Origin of the sequence: Nocardia sp. NPDC059229, assembly GCF_042754165.1 — a bacterium.
In the GTDB taxonomy this organism is placed as follows: domain Bacteria; phylum Actinomycetota; class Actinomycetes; order Mycobacteriales; family Mycobacteriaceae; genus Nocardia.
Genome location: NZ_JBHZAK010000002.1, coordinates 125,673 through 142,792, shown reverse-complemented (window position 1 = coordinate 142,792; position 17,120 = coordinate 125,673). Strand labels below are relative to the sequence as shown.

At 66.5% G+C, this 17,120-nt stretch carries 10 protein-coding genes; 5 read left to right on the top strand and 5 right to left on the bottom strand.

The window, feature by feature from the left end; translation table 11 throughout:
• Nucleotides 1–40: 40 nt before the first annotated feature.
• The 3 genes from ACFXHE_RS06935 to ACFXHE_RS06925 all read right to left on the bottom strand — a co-directional run bounded on the left by ACFXHE_RS06935 (nucleotide 41) and on the right by ACFXHE_RS06925 (nucleotide 10,386).
• On the bottom strand, nucleotides 41–8,164 hold the full coding sequence (locus ACFXHE_RS06935; protein WP_379380665.1) for an SDR family NAD(P)-dependent oxidoreductase: 8,124 nt from the start codon (nucleotides 8,162–8,164) through the stop codon (nucleotides 41–43).
• A 701-nt stretch (nucleotides 8,165–8,865) separates the two neighbouring features.
• Nucleotides 8,866–9,720 (bottom strand): helix-turn-helix transcriptional regulator, encoded by an 855-nt coding sequence (locus tag ACFXHE_RS06930; protein WP_379380663.1) that lies wholly within the window; start codon nucleotides 9,718–9,720, stop codon nucleotides 8,866–8,868.
• A gap of 264 nt (nucleotides 9,721–9,984) precedes the next feature.
• A complete protein-coding gene (locus ACFXHE_RS06925) occupies nucleotides 9,985–10,386 on the bottom strand; it encodes a winged helix-turn-helix transcriptional regulator (protein WP_379380661.1) in 402 nt (133 codons plus the stop codon).
• Between the two features lie 97 nt (nucleotides 10,387–10,483).
• On the opposite strand from ACFXHE_RS06925, the gene ACFXHE_RS06920 reads away from it, so the two are divergent.
• Together ACFXHE_RS06920 and ACFXHE_RS06915 are read left to right on the top strand one after the other, a co-directional pair.
• On the top strand, nucleotides 10,484–12,106 hold the full coding sequence (locus tag ACFXHE_RS06920) for an MFS transporter (protein WP_379380659.1): 1,623 nt from the start codon (nucleotides 10,484–10,486) through the stop codon (nucleotides 12,104–12,106).
• A 210-nt stretch (nucleotides 12,107–12,316) separates the two neighbouring features.
• The gene (locus ACFXHE_RS06915) at nucleotides 12,317–12,934 is read left to right on the top strand and encodes a TetR/AcrR family transcriptional regulator (RefSeq protein ID WP_379380657.1); all 618 of its coding nucleotides are present in this window, start codon (nucleotides 12,317–12,319) and stop codon (nucleotides 12,932–12,934) included.
• Between the two features lie 164 nt (nucleotides 12,935–13,098).
• On the opposite strand, the gene ACFXHE_RS06910 is transcribed toward ACFXHE_RS06915, so the two are convergent.
• Nucleotides 13,099–13,950, bottom strand: coding sequence for a fructosamine kinase family protein (locus ACFXHE_RS06910; protein ID WP_379380655.1), 852 nt, complete (start codon nucleotides 13,948–13,950; stop codon nucleotides 13,099–13,101).
• 64 nt (nucleotides 13,951–14,014) lie between these two features.
• Nucleotides 14,015–14,806 (bottom strand): helix-turn-helix domain-containing protein, encoded by a 792-nt coding sequence (locus ACFXHE_RS06905; RefSeq protein ID WP_379380653.1) that lies wholly within the window; start codon nucleotides 14,804–14,806, stop codon nucleotides 14,015–14,017.
• A gap of 118 nt (nucleotides 14,807–14,924) precedes the next feature.
• On the opposite strand from ACFXHE_RS06905, the gene ACFXHE_RS06900 reads away from it, so the two are divergent.
• The 3 genes from ACFXHE_RS06900 (at nucleotide 14,925) to ACFXHE_RS06890 (ending at nucleotide 17,088) form a co-directional block, all read left to right on the top strand.
• Entirely contained in the window at nucleotides 14,925–15,710 is a 786-nt protein-coding gene (locus tag ACFXHE_RS06900) for a DeoR/GlpR family DNA-binding transcription regulator (RefSeq protein ID WP_379380651.1), read from the top strand.
• Nucleotides 15,711–15,749: 39 nt separating this feature from the next.
• Nucleotides 15,750–16,118, top strand: a complete 369-nt coding sequence (locus ACFXHE_RS06895; RefSeq protein ID WP_379380649.1) for a hypothetical protein — start codon at nucleotides 15,750–15,752, stop codon at nucleotides 16,116–16,118.
• A 133-nt stretch (nucleotides 16,119–16,251) separates the two neighbouring features.
• The gene (locus ACFXHE_RS06890) at nucleotides 16,252–17,088 is read left to right on the top strand and encodes an SDR family NAD(P)-dependent oxidoreductase (protein ID WP_379380647.1); all 837 of its coding nucleotides are present in this window, start codon (nucleotides 16,252–16,254) and stop codon (nucleotides 17,086–17,088) included.
• Nucleotides 17,089–17,120: the final 32 nt, after the last annotated feature.

The window sequence follows — 17,120 nt, the reverse complement described above, 5'->3', positions numbered from 1 at the left end:
TCGTTGGATATGGGTCGTTCGTCCGTTACGGGTACCGTCGTCATGCTCGGTAACCTCCGTCCATGAGCTGAAAGAGTTCGTCGTCGGTGGCGGTGTCGAGCGCCGGACCGCCGGCCGCACCCGTGCCTCGCTGCGCCCGCGACAGCAGGGTTTGCAGCCGGTCCATCACTTCGGCGTGGGCTGCCGGATCCGAGTCGAGTTCTGCGAGAGACACTTCGAACTCACCGAGCTGGGCGAACAGTCGCTGCGCCGGGTCGACGGCAGGCGGCCGTAGCTGGATCAGCAGCTGCTCGGCGAGGGCGGTCACGGTCGGGTAGTCGAAGATCAATGTGGGAGACAACCGGATCCCGGCCAGCTGCTGCAGACGGTTGCGGAACTCGACCGCGATGAGGGAATCGAACCCGTGTTCCTGGAAGGTGCGGTCGGGATCGACCGCCGCGCTGCCCGTGGCGCCGAGAACCGCCGCAACCTGCTCGCTGACGAACTCGAGGACACTGTCCAGTCCGCCCTCGGCCACGTTCGCCGGGGCTACCGGGGCTGCGGCGCGCACCGACCGCCGAACCAGCGCACCGAGAATGTCCGGCAGCTCATCAGGGTTCGAGCGCAGGGCCGACATTTCCAGTCGAACCGGCACCAGATTGGCTGTTCCGGCCGCGACAGCCGTATCGAGCAGCGCCAGCCCGTCCGCGGGACTCATGGCAGCGATCCCCCAGCGAGACAGCCGAGCCCAGTCCGCTTCGGTCAGGCTCTCGGCGGCCATACCCGCATCCGCCCACGGCCCCCAGGCCAAGGCCGTCGCGGGTAGGCCGGCAGCGGCCCGGCGACGCGCCAATGCGTCGAGACCGGCATTGGCTGCGGCATATCCGGCCTGCCCGCCAGCACCGAAAGTCGCGGCGTACGAGGAGAACAGAACGAATGCACTCAGATCCAGATCGCGGGTGAGTTGATCGAGCAGCAATGCGGCTTCGACCTTGGGCCGCCACAGCGCGGCAAGTCGATCGGGAGTCAGCGCCGCGAGCACTCCGTCGTCCAAAACTCCTGCCGCATGGACGATTCCGGTCAACGGCAGATCGTCGGGAAGGTCGGCGAGCAATCGCGTCACTTCTGCTCGGTGCGCGATGTCGCACGCCGCGACGGTCACGCGCGCACCGAGCCCGGTCAGTTCCGCTGACAGCTCGCCCGCGCCGGGCGCTTGCAGCCCCCGCCGGCTGGCCAGCAGGACGTGCCGGACCCCGTGCTCGGCGACCAGATGACGAGCGACCAGCGCGCCGAGTGCTCCGGTGCCGCCGGTAATCAGGATCGTGCCGTCAGGATTCCAGCTCGCGCCGGCAGACAGCTGAGGTCGGGTAAGGCGCGGTACTGTCAGCGTCCCTGCCTGTATCGAGAGCTGGGACTCGCCGGAGGCGACCGCCGCGGAGACCAGGACAGACGATTCGCGGGTGCCATCGAGTTCGAGCAGTATGAAGCGGTTCGGATTCTCTGTCTGAGCCGAGCGGACCAGCCCCCAGATCGCCGCCAGCGCCGGATCGGCAGCCGCGCCGGAGGTGACGAACACCAGCTGTGCGGAATCGAAAGCCTCGTCGGCCAGCCATCGCTGACATGCTGCCAGAACTGATGCCGCCGAACGGCTCTCGACCAGCAGGCGGTCCGGAACCGCGGTCACTGCGTCGAAATCGTCGTATTCGGTGACGTCGATCCCTGCCGCCCGCAGTTGTCGGGCGAGTTCGCCGCCCACCACCGAGACCGTCGCGTTCACTGCGGTGACCGGGAGATTCTGCCAGTCGATGGCGAACAGCGAGTCCCGGTGCGCCGAGGCCCGCAGCTGCCCCGCCGTCACCGGGCGCGTGGCGAAGGAGTCCACGGAGACCACGGGCCGACCGCCGGGGTCGGTGACCGTCAACGCGATCGCCTCCGCGCCGGCCGGGCGCACGTGCACCCGTAGCCTGCTCGCCCCCGCCGAGTGCAGATGAATCCCGTTCCACGCGAAGGGAAGCCGGGTGGTGTCACCGTCGCCGAGGGTCCCGGCGAATACGGCGACATGCAGTGCCGCATCCAGGTGCGCGGGGTGCACCGCGAACTTGTCGCCCTCCGTCGAATCCAGGTCGATCTCCGCGAACAGTTCCTCGCCCCGGCGCCAGGCCCGGCGCACGCCCCGGAAGGCCGGTCCGTACTGCAGCCGCGCGTCGGCGAGCCGGTCATATAGCAGGTCGATATCGAGTTCGTCAGCCTCGGACGGCGGCCATTCACCCGGATCGCTCAGTCGCGCCGAGACCTCCGCCGTGAGTATCCCGACCGCATGCCGTATCCACGGCTCGGTGGCGATGCGCGAATGGATCGCGACAGATCTGGTTCCGTCCTGCACACGATCACCGACCAACACCTGCAGTTGCACAGTGTCGTTCTCGGACAAGATGAGTGGAGCCTCGAGCATCAGCTCGCCGACGCTCGGCGCGCCCGCCCGGGCTCCCGCCCACAATGCGAGTTCCACGAACGCGGTCCCCGGCAGCAGCACATTGCCCGCGACCACGTGGTCGGCCAGCCAGCGATGCCGCGCCAAGGACAGCAACCCGGTGAACACCGTGCCACTGGTGTCGGCGATCTCCACCTCGGCACCCAGCAAGGGGTGTGCCGCCTCGGCCAAACCCAACGCCGACGGTCTGCCAGTGTCTCCCGCGTACAACCAGAATCGTTGCCGCTGAAAGGGATACGTCGGCAACTCGATACACCGGCCACCAGCCGACAACGTCCCGAAGTCGACATCGATCCCGGCGCTGTACAACTCCGCCAGCGCGGCGAGGAACGTATCCACCTCGCCGCGCCCCCGTCGCAGCCCGCTGACCAGCAGCGCCTGTTCGTCCCCGGGAAGACTCTCGCCGGCCATCGCGATGAGCGTCGCATCCGGACCCACCTCCAGATATGCGGTGACACCCTCCTCACGCAGCCACTGGACCTGCTCGGCGAAGCGGACCGTATCGCGGACGTGATCGACCCAGTACTCGGGGTCCCATACCCGCCCGGCCATCGAGACAGTGGGTCGCGAGAACTCCAACTGTTCTGCCACCGAACGGAATTCGTCCAGCATCGGGTCCATCAACGGCGAGTGGAATGCATGGCTGACCGGCAATCGCTTGCCGCGCCATCGCTCTCCGAGCCGCAACACCTCGGTTTCGGCACCGGAAAGCACCACCGAGCGCGGCCCGTTCACCGCGGCAATGCCGACCTCGTCGAGTCCGTCGATCGCCGCGCGCACCTCCTCCTCGGCGGCGCGCACCGCCACCATCGCGCCGCCGGGTGGCAGCGCCTGCATCGCACGGCCTCGCGCTTGAACCAGACGGCACGCGTCGGCCAGCGACAGCACGCCGGCTACGTGAGCCGCCGCCAATTCACCGATCGAGTGGCCCACGAGATAGTCCGGCCGCACGCCCAGTGAGATCACCAGCCGGTAGAGCGCGACCTCGACCGCGAACAGCGCCGGCTGCGTCCACCGCGTACGGTCGAGGACCCCCTCGGGATCGGTGAACACGATCTCAGCGACCGGCCCATCGAAATGCGCGACCACTTCGTCGAATGCCTTGCGGAAAACGGGGAACGCCGTATACAGCTCCCGCCCCATTCCCACCCGCTGGCTGCCCTGACCGGTGAACAGGAAGGCGATTCGCCCGGCACCGCCGGACTGTCGTGCCTGAATCCCCGAGTCGGCCAGCGCCGCGAGTTCGCTGCGCAATCCTGCTCGATCCGAGGCGAAAACCACTCGCCGGTGCTGAAACACGGCTCTCGTGTTACCCAGCGAATACGCCAGGTCGACGAGATCGAGATCCTCGTGCCGGTCGAGGTGCTCGAGTAGCCTTGCGGCCTGAGCGGGCAGCGCCGACCCCGTTCGGGCCGAGAACATGAACGGTAGCGGCGCAGTACGCAGATCATCGGCATCTCCTCGGAGCGCGACGACCGGCGGGGGTGCCTGCTCGAGAATGACGTGTGCGTTGGTGCCGCTGATGCCGAATCCGGATACGGCTGCTCGTCTGGCGCGTTCCCGCTGCGGCCACGGTTGCTGCTCGCGCAGCACTTCCACCGCGCCGGAATCCCAATCCACGTGTGTCGACAGCACATCGGCGTGCAATGTGCGCGGTAGGACGCCGGCTCGCATCGCGTGAACCATCTTGATCACACCTGCCAGACCGGCCGCCGCCTGGGTGTGGCCGATGTTCGATTTGACCGAGCCGAGCCACAGCGGACGGTCCGCGCGACGCCCGGCACCATAGGTCGCCAACAGCGCATGCGCCTCGATCGGATCGCCGAGCCGGGTGCCGGTCCCGTGCGCCTCGACCGCATCGACGTCGGCGGCAGAGAGTCCGGCTCGCGCCAATGCAGTGCGGATCACCCGCTCCTGAGCAGGACCGTTCGGTGCGGTGAGCCCATTGCTCGCGCCGTCTTGATTGATCGCCGATGAGCGGATGACAGCCAGCACGGGGTGCCCTGCTCGCCTCGCGTCGGAGAGCCGCTCGATCACCAGTACGCCGACGCCCTCGGCCCAGCCGGTCCCATCGGCGCCGTCACCGAACGCCTTGCATCGGCCGTCAGGAGCGAGCCCATGTTGTCTGCTGAATTCCAGGAAGGTCTCGGGAGTCGACATCACCGTGACCCCACCCACGACCGCCAGTGAGCACTCCCCCTCGCGTAGCGATTGCGCGGCCAGGTGCAGCGCGACGAGCGACGACGAGCAGGCTGTATCGACAGTGACCGCAGGCCCCTCGAGACCGAAGACGTACGCGATCCGCCCGGACAGCACACTGCCCGCGGTACCGGTCATCCGGTGCCCGGCAACGCCTTCGGCATCCGCGGCCGACAGTGGTACCTGATTGTCGTAACCGAATGTGCCGATGTAGACACCGGTTCTGCTGCCGCGCAACAGCATCGGGTCGATCCCGGCACGCTCCATCGCTTCCCAGGTGGTTTCGAGTGTCAGTCGCTGCTGCGGGTCCATGGCCAGCGCCTCGCGCGGGGAGATGCCGAAGAAATCCGCGTCGAATTCGCCCGCATGGTTCAGGAAACCGCCGAACCTCGTGGCGGTCGGCAGGTCGGCATCCCAACCACGATCGCTGGGGAACGCGACGATCGCGTCACCGCCCGCCAGGACGAAATCCCAGAGCTGGTCAGGAGATTCAATCCCTCCAGGTAAGCGACATCCCATACCCACGATGGCGACCGGATCTTCATCGGCCGGCACGGTCACCGGCTCGCTTTCGGTGGGCGCGGGCACGCCGGACACTCGCGACCGGAGATAGTCCGCCACGGCCATCGGTGTGGGGCGGTCATAGGCGAGTGTCGTCGGCAAGCGCTCGCCGATGGCGGCGCTCAACATATTGCGCAGTTCGACCGCGCGAGCGGAGTCCAATCCCAGGTCCTGGAACGTTGTTTCCGGATCGATGTCAGCGGGTCCGGCCAGTTCGAGGACCGCTGCCACACGGCCGACGACCAAGTCGGACAGTGCCTGGTCGCGCTCGGATTCCGGCAATCTGGCAAGCGCCGAAGCGAAGCCTTCGTAACCGATCGGCTCCTGCACGGATGCTGATCCCAGCCAATAGGATTGGCGCTGGAAGGGGTAGCCGGGAAGATCGATCAACCGAGCGCCGGTGCCGTCGAATACCGCGTTCCAGTCGACCGACACACCGCTGGCGTGAGCTTCGCCGATCGCCGCATATATACGGGTGAGATCGCCGCTGCCGCGACGCAGGCTGGTCAGGGCCACCGCCTGCGATCGCGTCGCCTCGATGGTCTCCTCGAGAGGCATTCCCAGCACCGGATGCGAACTGATCTCGATGAACGCCTGGTGACCGTCGTCGAGCAGGCTGCGCACGACAGGCTCGAAGCGCACCGTCCGGCGGAGGTTGCGATACCAGTAGAGCGGGGTCAGTTCGGTGGTGTCGATCGGCGCGCCCACCACCGTCGAATAGAACGGAATCCGACTGTGGCGCGGACGGATCGGGTCGAGGCATTTCAGCAGTTCGTCCTCGAGCTCGGCCACGTGGGCCGAGTGCGAGGCGTAATCGACCGGAATCCGACGGGCTCGAACCCCGGCGGACTCGCACCGCGCGATCAAATCGGCTATCGCGGCACCGTCGCCGGAGACAACTGTCGAGGACGGCCCGTTGAGCACCGCCACCGACAGACCGGCGGGTAATTCTTGGCTGACCTGCTCAGCCGGCAGTCCGATCGAGGCCATGGCACCGCGGCCGTGTAGTGCGGTCAGCAGTCGGCTACGCAGAGCCACGATGCGGGCGCCGTCCTCGATCGACAGGCCACCCGCGACACACGCTGCCGCGATCTCGCCCTGGCTGGTGCCCACCACCGCCGCGGGTTCGATCCCGTACGAACGCCACAGTGCCGCAAGCGAGACCATCACCGCCCACAGGACCGGCTGCACCACGTCGACCCGTTCCATCAAGGCCTCGTCGGCGAGGGCGAGCTCGAGCGACCAGTCGATGTAAGGGGCAAGCGCTGTCGCGCACTCGCGCAATTGTTTCCGGAATACCGGGGACGATTCGAGTAGACCGACGGCCATACCCGCCCACTGCGCGCCTTGGCCGGGGAAGACGAAGACCGGGCGCTTCCGCGCCGGCGCGGCTGTCACCTCGACGGTTCCGGCTGCGAGTGCATCCAGCTCGCTCAGCAGCGCCGACCGTTCGCCGGTTCCGCCGACCACGGCTCGATGGCCGAAGTGTGTTCTGGCACTTGCCAAGGTGAAGGCCATATCGATGTACCGCGTGTTGGGTCGCGCCCGCAAGTGAGCGGCCATACTCGCCGCATGGGCCCGAACCGCCGACTCGGTCCGGCCCGAGAGCACGAGCGCCGGCACCTCGGTCTCATCCCCATGGTGCTGCTCGGTGACGTCGTCCCAGGCCGCAAGCACGACATGGCAATTCGTGCCGCCGACGCCGAAGGAGCTGACGCCTGCGAAGAGCTTCGCCGAATCCAACAACAGTGCTTCGGCATTCACCGTCAGCCCCAATGGCTCGAGCGCGGGCCCGGCAGCCTCGAAGTTCAACGACGGAACCAGACGCCGTTCCCGCAGGCACAGAACGGATTTCAACAGACCTGCGATCCCGGCGGCGGCCTCGAGATGACCGATGTTGGTCTTGATCGAGCCGACCGGCAACGGTGCTCCACCACCCGCCCGGGATCGTCCGAGCACGGCTCCGAGTGCCTCGGCCTCGATGCGGTCACCGACCGGTGTACCTGTGCCATGCAGTTCGACGAACGCAACCTGCGCCGGATCCACGCCCGCCAGCTCGTAGGCTCGACCCAGCAGCTCTGCCTGGGCGTCACGACTTGGTGTCGTCAGGCTGTAGCCACCGCCGTCGTTGTTGATCGCGCCGCCGCGGATCACCGCGTGCACTCGATCGCCGTCGGCCAGGGCCTGCCGCAGCGCCTTCAGAACAACCAGTCCTCCGCCCTCACCACGAACGAAACCGTTGGCTCGCGAATCGAATACGTAGGACCGGCCATCCGGCGAGAGGCCGCCGAAACGCTCCGCCGCCACAAACCCGTCGGCGACGAAGTTCAGCTGCACGCCGCCGGCCAGCGCAAGCGTCGACCTACCCGATCGGATGCTCTCGCAGGCCATCTGCACAGCAACCAATGAGGACGACTGCCCTGTATCGACCACCAGGCTCGGACCGCGCCACCGCATCAGATACGACACCCGATTGGCGATCAGCGCCCGGTGCTGACCGGTGAAGGTCTGCTGATCGATCAAATCCGTGCCCCGGCGAATGCCGAGCTTCGCGTAGTCGTCACTGCAGACGCCGAGGAAGACACCGGCTCGGTCGCCGACCAAGCTCCCGGGCACGAATGCAGCGTGCTCCAACGCATGCCATGCCAACTCGAGCACGAAACGCTGTTGCGGGTCCATCGCGGTGGCCTCACGCGCTGTGATGCCGAAGAATTCCGCGTCGAATCGGTCGACATCCTCGACTACTCCCGCGTGAAATCCGCCCACTGTGCCCGGCTCCGGCGAGCGATCCGGCAACCCCCTCGGCGAGACGGACTTCACCGCATCCCCGGCCCCATCGAGTAGCCGCCACAAAGAATCGATATCCGGCGCTCCGGGCAGTCGGCAGGACATACCGACGATGGCAATCGCATCGTCGAGCGCGTCTGCAGTCACAATTCGCCTCCTCATGGCTATCAGCAGTTCTGGCGGCTCAGAGCAAGGCTCTGAAAGCAAGTGGTGCCCGACGTTGGGCCGACTCGGATCGCCGAGAACTCTCGGGCGGCACGAACCCGTCCCGGAAGAATCGGAAGCAACCGCTCTCATCGATGAGATGAGTTGTCCCGCATCCGATCCTGCGCGAGGGTGGTGCGCCCGGCCAGGGTGTCTCGATGCTGTTACTCGCGCTACCACCCAGGCGTGTCGCTTCCGGTGAGATTCGGACCCTCGGCATTGGGGCGGACATCCGGATTCCGCAGGCCGAGTTCCCGGACATGCCGACGACGGCGATCATGGAACAGGTCGGCAACGACGTCGTCGCAGCATGCGCGGCCTCCATGCGTGTTGAAAGTCCCCGTTCCGCAGGAACATCGACACGAAAGACATCGACCTCGTCGAGCTCCGCACGCCAACCGATCACGCGAGTACTGTTGCGGCACTACAGGGTTGGGGGCCGATGCCGACCGAGAGCCGGCCAGGCTGGATGCTGACCCGGGAAGTGGCAGTGACCGAGTTCGTTCAGTAGCAATCAGTCCCGACAGCACGGTGCTCGAGCTGCCCCGAAATCTCGATCGGGAGCCCAGCCAGACGAGGGAGAAGCACCGCGATCGACTCTGCGTCAGAGCCGACTACCCGACCGGAGTCGACGATGCGCACAATCAGGCAGGGAACGCCATCCTGACGCACTCCCCGCAGTCGCAACGTCCACCACAGTACGAACGGCACAGCACGTGGCGGTGCGCCAGCTCCGCCGCTGGCCCATCGATCGAATGCACGATCAAAGTACGTTCCGGGTCGGCCTCTACCGCGAAGGTGCTCGTCCGCATCGGCAACGGCCCCAGTAAATCGTGCTGATACACCAACACTTCCGGCAGAGCCGAGTGAACGATCATTTCGCGCCACAGCACGCCGAAAGCGTCACTCCGCCCGAGCAGTGATTCCGTGAGTTCGATGAACTTCGCATCGTCGATATGCATTGCCACCTGCCGACGGTACCGGCCCACCAAACTACGCGCAGCAGCATCCTGATCGACGAAACGCAACGCGAAACCTTCTTCGGTGAAAAACCGCACCAGGCAACTCGAACCGATAGGCGCATCGATAAGTCGGCGCGCCGCGAGATTGACGATCTCTATGGTCCAATATTTATCGACGATGTATGCGGGTTCAATAAAACTATCGACTATACGCTGCAGTTGTTCACCTACGCCGGAAATTCGCTCTTCGGAGGTAGGAATAGCCTCCGCGTCGTGTAGGCCGGCCAGAATCCGCAGATGAGCACGCTCAGCGCCATCCAACCCCAGTGCGTCCGCGATGGCATTCACCACCTGCGCCGATGCCTTGATCGGCCGACCTTGTTCCAGCCAGCTGTACCAAGAAATCCCTATATTCGCGAGAACGGCCACTTCCTCGCGCCGCAATCCAGGTGTACGGCGTTGGCGAGTCGGAATCACCCCTACATCCTCTGGCCGACGGCGCGAACGCGCCGCCTTCAAGAATGCGGCGAGTTCCACTCGGCGCCTCTCCCCACTTCCACTCACGATAGCCCACCCAAATATAAACGCTGTAAACCATCATCGATGGTGGCAGTTCCACGATCAGCTTTCAATTCGAGCACAGAAGATGGGGGACACATGTGACCATCCTCACCATTTGGAGTGGATGGAATGAATTGTCATGTTAACAATCAGGTTATGAGATAGTGAAACTCAGACGGTATTACAGCCTCCAGCTCCAGAAAGACCATGATAAGTCACGCAATTCCACCGAGGCGATGCCTATTGCGCGCCGACCGCCTCGACGGACCTGTTGTCGTATGCGCGGCGAGCAGCGGCGATCGTGGGGCGGTGCCGGAGCGCCCAGTCGGCGAGAGCCTGGAAGGCCTCCTCGAGTTCGCGAGCGGGCTCTGTCGCGATGTACTCGACCCTCGGTGGGACACACGGGTATACAGTGCGCTCGATGAGCCCGTCGCGTTCGAGCCGACGCAACGTGAGAGTGAGCATTCGCCTGCTGATCCCGTCGATGGAACTCTCGAGCTCGGTGAATCGCACGGGACCTTCCGTACTGGCGAGAATGACCTGCACGACCCATTTGCTCGCGACGCGTTCCAGAACCTCCTGGAAGGGACATTCATCTTCGAGGTCGTAGGGCATGGATACCTCGGTGTTCCTCTGTGACATGAAAGTGCCTTCTTCCGCTACTGCTGGAGGTCACAGATCATGGCCTCTGTAACTAATAGTAACTGACCTGCCACGCGGCTTCGGAGGGCGAACGACAATGTCAGTCCATGATGTAGGCAAACCGAGTCCAATCCCCTCGGTACCTCCACCCGCCAGCGCCCGCTGGTGGACGCTCGGCATCGTCACCCTGGCGACGTCGATGCTCATGATCGATCTGACCTCGGTCAATGTGGCGCTACCCAGCGTGCGAACCGACTTCGAGATCACCAATCTGCCCGACTTGCAATGGGTGTTGGACGCCTACTCGCTCACGCTCGGCGTCTTCCTGCTCACGGCCGGTTCACTGGCCGACCGCTACGGCCGCAAGCTGATGTTCCTGCTGGGGTTCGGACTGTTCTCGGCAGCCTCGCTCGCCTGCGGATTGGCTTGGGACAGCTGGAGTTTGAATCTCTCGCGCGGCATACAAGGCATCGGCGCCGCGGCGCTGTTCGCTATCGGCCCCGCGCTCATCGCCCAGGAATTCAGCGGTAAGGAACGGGCCCAGGCCCTCGGTATCTTCGCCGGCGGATACGGCGTGGCCATCGCCGGTGGTCCGGTGGTCGGCGGCGTCCTCACCCAGTACCTCGACTGGCGGTGGATCTTCCTGGTGAACGTACCCCTGGGCATCTTCGCGGTCGTCGCCGGAATGCTGCGAATTCCCGATCGCGGCGACCGTACCCCTCATCCAAACGACTGGGCCGGCTTGGTGACCTTCTCCGCAGCGATGGCGATGCTGGTCTTCGCGATCCTGCGCGGCAATACCGAGGGTTGGAGCAGCGCTCTGATCGTGAGCCTTTTCATCGCATCGGCGGTCCTGCTGATCGTATTCGTCGGGATCGAACGGACCCTCGGACCACGTGCCCTGCTGGATCTGTCCCTGTTCCGGATCGTGAGTTTCGACAGTCTGGCGGCAGTGACCGTGCTGCTCATGGGTTCGTCGCTGGCCGCGATCTTCCTGTTGATGTCGTTCGTGCAGATCGAGCTGGGGCACTCGCCGATGGCCACCGGCCTGCGACTGTTGCCGATGTCGGCCGTCATGATGGTGATCGGTGGCGTTGCGGGTTCGCTCACGGCCAAGGTCTCGCCACGATGGCTGCTCGGCATCGGATCCCTGGCGGTCGGCGCCGGCATGATTTCGGTGCCACTGCTCCTGAAATCAGACAGCTCATGGACGGCCCTGCTCGTCAACTTCCTCCTCCTCGGCGTCGGAATGGGCATCTTCAACCCCACCCGCGCGGCGATGGCAATCAACGTTGTCGAACCGGCTCGGGCTGGAATGTCCAACGGTGTCAGCGAAACCTTCCAGCAGATAGGCGTAGCCCTCGGCATCGCCGTCTTCGGCTCCTTCTTCGAAGCCCGCGTCGCGAGCCACTTCGCCGCCTCCGACGTCGGCCAGCAGATCGGTAGCGCCGCCCATGATCAGGGGAAGGCCGCGGCGGCGGCCGGGTCGTCGGTGCTTTCATCATTGCCCAACGGCCTCGGTACGCGAGCAGTATCGGCGGCCCACACCGCGGTGGTCGATGGACTCAACAACATGATGACGGTCGGCGCCGTCCTGCTCGGCATCGCCGCGGTCATCGGTTTCGTCTTCACCCGCAACCGCGACCTGCACGAAAGCTGGCAGGACAACAGCGACGAAGCCGAAACACCTGCCCGGCAGCCAGTTTCCGAGCGCATCTAGAACTCCGGGCTACGGCGGTGGGGGGCGGGGGGGGGGACCCCGCAGCCCCCCCCCCCCCCCCAAACCCCCCACGGGTTCAGCTTTTTCCGGCGCTAAATTAAACCTGGGGCTCCGGGGGGGGGCTATGGGGGGGGAAACCCCCTTGCCCCCCCGCCACCGCAGTTCCCGACCTGTCGCAGGAGAACGAACACCACACTGGAGGAGATCACGATGAGAGTGCGAAACAGGCTGCTGGACAGCACTATCTCGCTGATGCAGCGCAAAGGCGTAGTCGGAACCTCGATCTCGGAGATTCTCGACCACAGCCAGGCATCGCGCCGATCGTTGTACGTCCAGTTCCCGTGCGGCAAGGCGGAATTGATCGATCTCGCCACCCGCAGGGCGGGTGAGCAAACACATGCGTACCTCGAGACGCTGGCGACAGAATCGGAACCGCACCGGATGATCGACCAGATCATCGAGCATTGGAAACAGCGGCTCGTCAACAACGACTTCGGTGCCGGATGCCCCATCGCGGCCGCGGCGCTCGCACGCTGCGAAACACCCACGGCCGCCGACAGTGCCGCCGACATATTCGGCCGCTGGGAACAAACGCTCGCCCACGCACTCGTCGCACACCGCGTCGCTCCGGAAGACGCACTTGCTCTGGCTACCACCACGTTTGCAGCGATCGAGGGCGCGATCGTCATGTCGGTTGCCGCCAGATCCTCGGCCCCCCTGGACAGAATTCGCAGCCAGATGACTTCGCTTATCGGCCACTACGCCACTACGACAGCCGAATCCGTGCCTTCGGTCGGGGAAATGACCAAGAATCCAGCTGTCACATGACACACAGTCGCCTAGCTGGTTTGTCGGTCAGTCGAGCAACCACTGTAGCCGCTGGAAGTGAGGAACCCCGGATTCCCGGGCATGGCCGGGCCCGATGAACAGGGACGTTCGGATCAAGATCCGCAAAGGGAAATTCGGCCGCGCACAGGCCGACAGGCGCACAGCTACCCCGCCAGCGCCGAGGCCGCTGCGGCCAGCAGCATCCCGCGATACGAGCCACCGCACAGCACCACATGCACCAGTAGCGGGTGTAATTGATGGAGTGGGATCCGTTGCCGCCAGCCCGAACTCGAGGGAGTGACTTCCTGGTAGGCGGCCAGGATGCGGTCGAGGTGGGGTACACCGAACAAGGCAAGCATGGCCAGATCCGTCTCCCGGTGCCCGCCGTGCGCGGCCGGGTCGATGAGGACGGCGCGGCCGTCCGACCACAAGATGTTGCCGGACCAGAGGTCGCCGTGGATGCGGGCGGGGGGTTCGGGTGGGCCGGCGAGGTCGTCGATGCGGTCCAGGACGCGGTCGAGGAGGCGGGTGCCGTCGCAGCCGAGTTCGGGGGCGGCTGCGGAAATGTAGGGGGCCAGACGGTATTCGGCGTACCAGGGGACCCAGTCGCCGGTGGTGGGGGTGTTGTCCAGAGGGAGGGTGGCGATGTAGCCGTCCCAGGGGGCGCCGTAGGTGGGTGGAGTGGCGGCGTGGAGGGTGGCGAGGTCGCGGCCGAGGTGTTCGGCGGCGGTGGAGGTGGCGGGTTCGGGCGGCTGCCAGGGCAGGACGAGCATGTGGGGGTCGGCGGCGACGACGGGTGGGACGAGGGTGGGGTGGCCGGTGGCCAGCCAGCGGAGGCCGGCGGCTTCGGCGGTGAGGACGGCGGAGGCGGTGCCGTTCTGGACGGCTTTGACGAAGAGGGTGCGGCCGTCGGCGGTGTGGGCGCGGTGGAGGGTCCAGGCGTGGCTGTGGCCGAGGTGGTCGACGCGGGTGATGGCTGTGCCGGTGAGGTGGGTGAGGTGCGCGGGCACGTCCATGGAATCTCATTGTGGGGTAAGGACCGGCCCGCGCGGACCGACTAGTCGGATCGGGTTACGGGGGTCAGGTTCCCCGGACGGTGAGGCGGTCGCGGAGGTGGGCGGCGGTGGCGGCGTCGGCGGGGAGGAAGGCTTCGATGGCGAGTTCGGCGACGGTGACGTTCATGGGTGTGCCGAAAACGGTGGTGACGCTGAGGAAGGCGAGGTCGTGGCCGTCGAGGCGCACGCGCAGGGGGACGACGGCCTGGTCGGGTTCGGGCAGGCCGGGTGATTCCTCGCCGCCGGGGTAGGCGCGCAATTCGTCGAGCAGCGCGGCGAGTTCGGGTGATCCGGTCACTTCGATCTGGCGTTGCAGGCGTTCGAAGAGGTGGCCGCGCCATTCGGCGAGGTTGGTGATGCGGGCGGCGAAGCCGTCGGGGTGCAGGGTCAGGCGCAGGGCGTTGACGGGCGGGGCCAGCAGGGCGGGGTCGATGCCGTCGAGGAACAGTCCGATGCCGGCGTTGGCGTCGACCATGGTCCAGTTCGCGTCGATGGCGAGGGCGGGGTGCGGTTCGAGGCCGGTGAGGATGCGGCGGAGGGCGTCGCGGACGGATTGCATGGCGGGGGTGTCGAGTTCGGGTTCGGCGTAGACGGGTGCGTATCCGGCGGCGAGGAGCATGCGGTTGCGTTCCCGCAGGGGGATGTCGAGTTCGTCGGACAGGTGCAGCAGCATCTGGCGGCTGGGGGTGGCGCGGCCGGTTTCGATGAAGCTGAGGTGGCGGGTGGAGGTTTCGGCGCGGCCGGCGAGTTCGAGCTGGCTGAGTCGCCGGGTGGTGCGCCAGTGCCGCAGGAGGTCGCCTGCCGTGTGAGTCGCCATGTGCCGATCGTACGAATGATCAACCACCGCAGGCCATTACCCGGGAGGTAAGCGCCCAGCCTCGGGCGATACGAACTTAACTCTGTTCATTCGAACAAATCTCTGTTAGAAATGTGGGGTGGATGCCGGTGAACGGTTGGATGTGACGCTGCGCCTGGTGCAGGGCGCGGAGCGGGCCGCGGTGGCGGAATTGGCGCAGCGCCTGGGTGTTTCGGAGATGACCGTGCGCCGCGATCTGGACGCGCTCGAGCAGCGCGGCCTGGTGCGGCGGGTGCACGGCGGGGCGGTGGCGACCCGGGCGCGGACAGAGGCGGGCGGGTTCGCCGATCGCGCGGGCTGGTCGGCTGCCACCAAGGATCGGCTGGGCGCGGCCGTCGCGGCCGTCATCGCACCCGGGTCGCGAGTCCTGCTGGACGCGGGGACGACGACCGTGCATGTGGCCCGGGCGCTGGCCGAGCGCGGCCCGTTGACGGTGACCGCGCTGAGTCTGCAGACAGCGGTGTGCCTGGCCGATCGTCCCGGGATCGAGTTGCTGGTGGCGGGTGGCCGGTCCCGGCCCGGTGAGCAATCCCTGGTCGGACCTCTGGCTTTGCGCGCCGTGGAGTCACTCGCGTTCGACGTGTTCGTGATGTCGATCGGCGGGGTGCACGCCGAATACGGCTGGTCGGAGTTCTGTCTCGACGATGCCGCGGTCAAGCAGGCCGGGATCGCGCAGTCGGCGCGAGTGCTGGCGGTGGCGGATGCGACCAAGCTCGGGGTGCGGGCCTTCAGCCAGGTGGCCGCGCTGGGCGCGGCGCACGAGTTCGTCACCGACCGCTCCGCATCCGACCCGGCGATCCATCCGGCCGGCCCGCAGACCCTCGATGCCCTGCGTGAGGCGGGCGTCGTCCTCCATACGGCGTGAACCGAATTGGCGTATGAACCGATGATCGAAGGAGCTACCGTGTCGAATTCTCAGATGATCCTGGTCGCGGGACCGTACCGCTCGGGTACCGGTGACGATCCGGTCAAGCTGGCGGCGAATGTGCGCGCCATGAACGAGACGGCCCTGACCCTCTTCCGCGCCGGGCATCTCGCGGTCACCGGTGAGGCGCTGGCGCTACCGCTGCTCGAGACCGCCGGCAGTACGCGCCCGGGTGACCCGCTCTACGACGAGATCTTCCATCCCGTCGCCGAGCAGCTGCTCTCCCGCTGCGACGCGGTGCTGCGCATCGGCGGTCCGTCCGAGGGCGCCGATCGGATGGTGGCACAGGCGCGCGCGGAGGGTAAGCGAATCTATCTGAGCCTGAGCGAGATTCCCGCGGCCGTCTGACCGGCCCGGGCCCGCGGCGGCCCGGGCTCAGGATGCGAACCGGTGAACGGCGAAGTCGGACAGCGGTTCGGCGCCGGATACGCGGTTCGGCGTACCGCGACAGTGCGGCCGGGGTGTGGCAGGCTGGCCGGGCATGAAGACCATGCTGATCACGGGGGCCACGTCGGGGATCGGATTGGCGGCGGCGGGGCAGCTCGCGGCGGCCGGGCACCGTGTCATCCTGGTCGGCCGCAATCCCGGAAAGCTCAGTACCGCTGTCGAATTGGTGCGTGCGACCGCGACCGCGCCGGTCGATGCGATCGAATGCGACCTCTCCTCCCTGGCCGAGGTGCGGCAGCTCGCCGCAACCGTCGCCGCTCGATACGACCGGCTCGACGTGCTGGCCAACAATGCCGGCGCATTCCACATGTCGCGCACCGAAACCGGGGACGGTCTGGAAGCCACCTTCGCGGTGAACCATCTCGCCGGATTCCTGCTCACCGAACTGCTGCTGGATCTGCTGCGCCGCAGTGCCCCGGCGCGGATCCTGTTCACCTCGTCGGTCATGCACTACGGCAATGCCCTCGACTTCGAGGACCTGCAACTGCGGCGCGGCTACAGCGGCGCCACCGCCTACGGCCGCGCCAAGCTCGCCAATATTCTGTACACGCGCGACCTGGCCCGGCGGCTGGACGGAACCCGGGTGACCGCCAACGCCTTCCATCCGGGGGTCGTCGCCACCGGCATCTGGGACGCCGCGCCCTGGTTCGCCCGGCCCGCGCTGGCACTCGGCAAACGCCTGTTCATGACCGACGCCGCCACGGCCGCGCGAACCCTCACCTACCTGGCGACCGACCCCGACGTCTCCTCCGTATCCGGCTGCTACTTCGAGCGCAACCGTGTCAAGGCGCCCTCCCCCGCCGCCCAGGACGACGCGGCCGCCACCCGCCTGCACCGGTTGTGCGCCGAACTGGCGGGCCTGCCCGGCTGAGGTCGCCCCGAACCAGCTTCCGCATCGGTGAA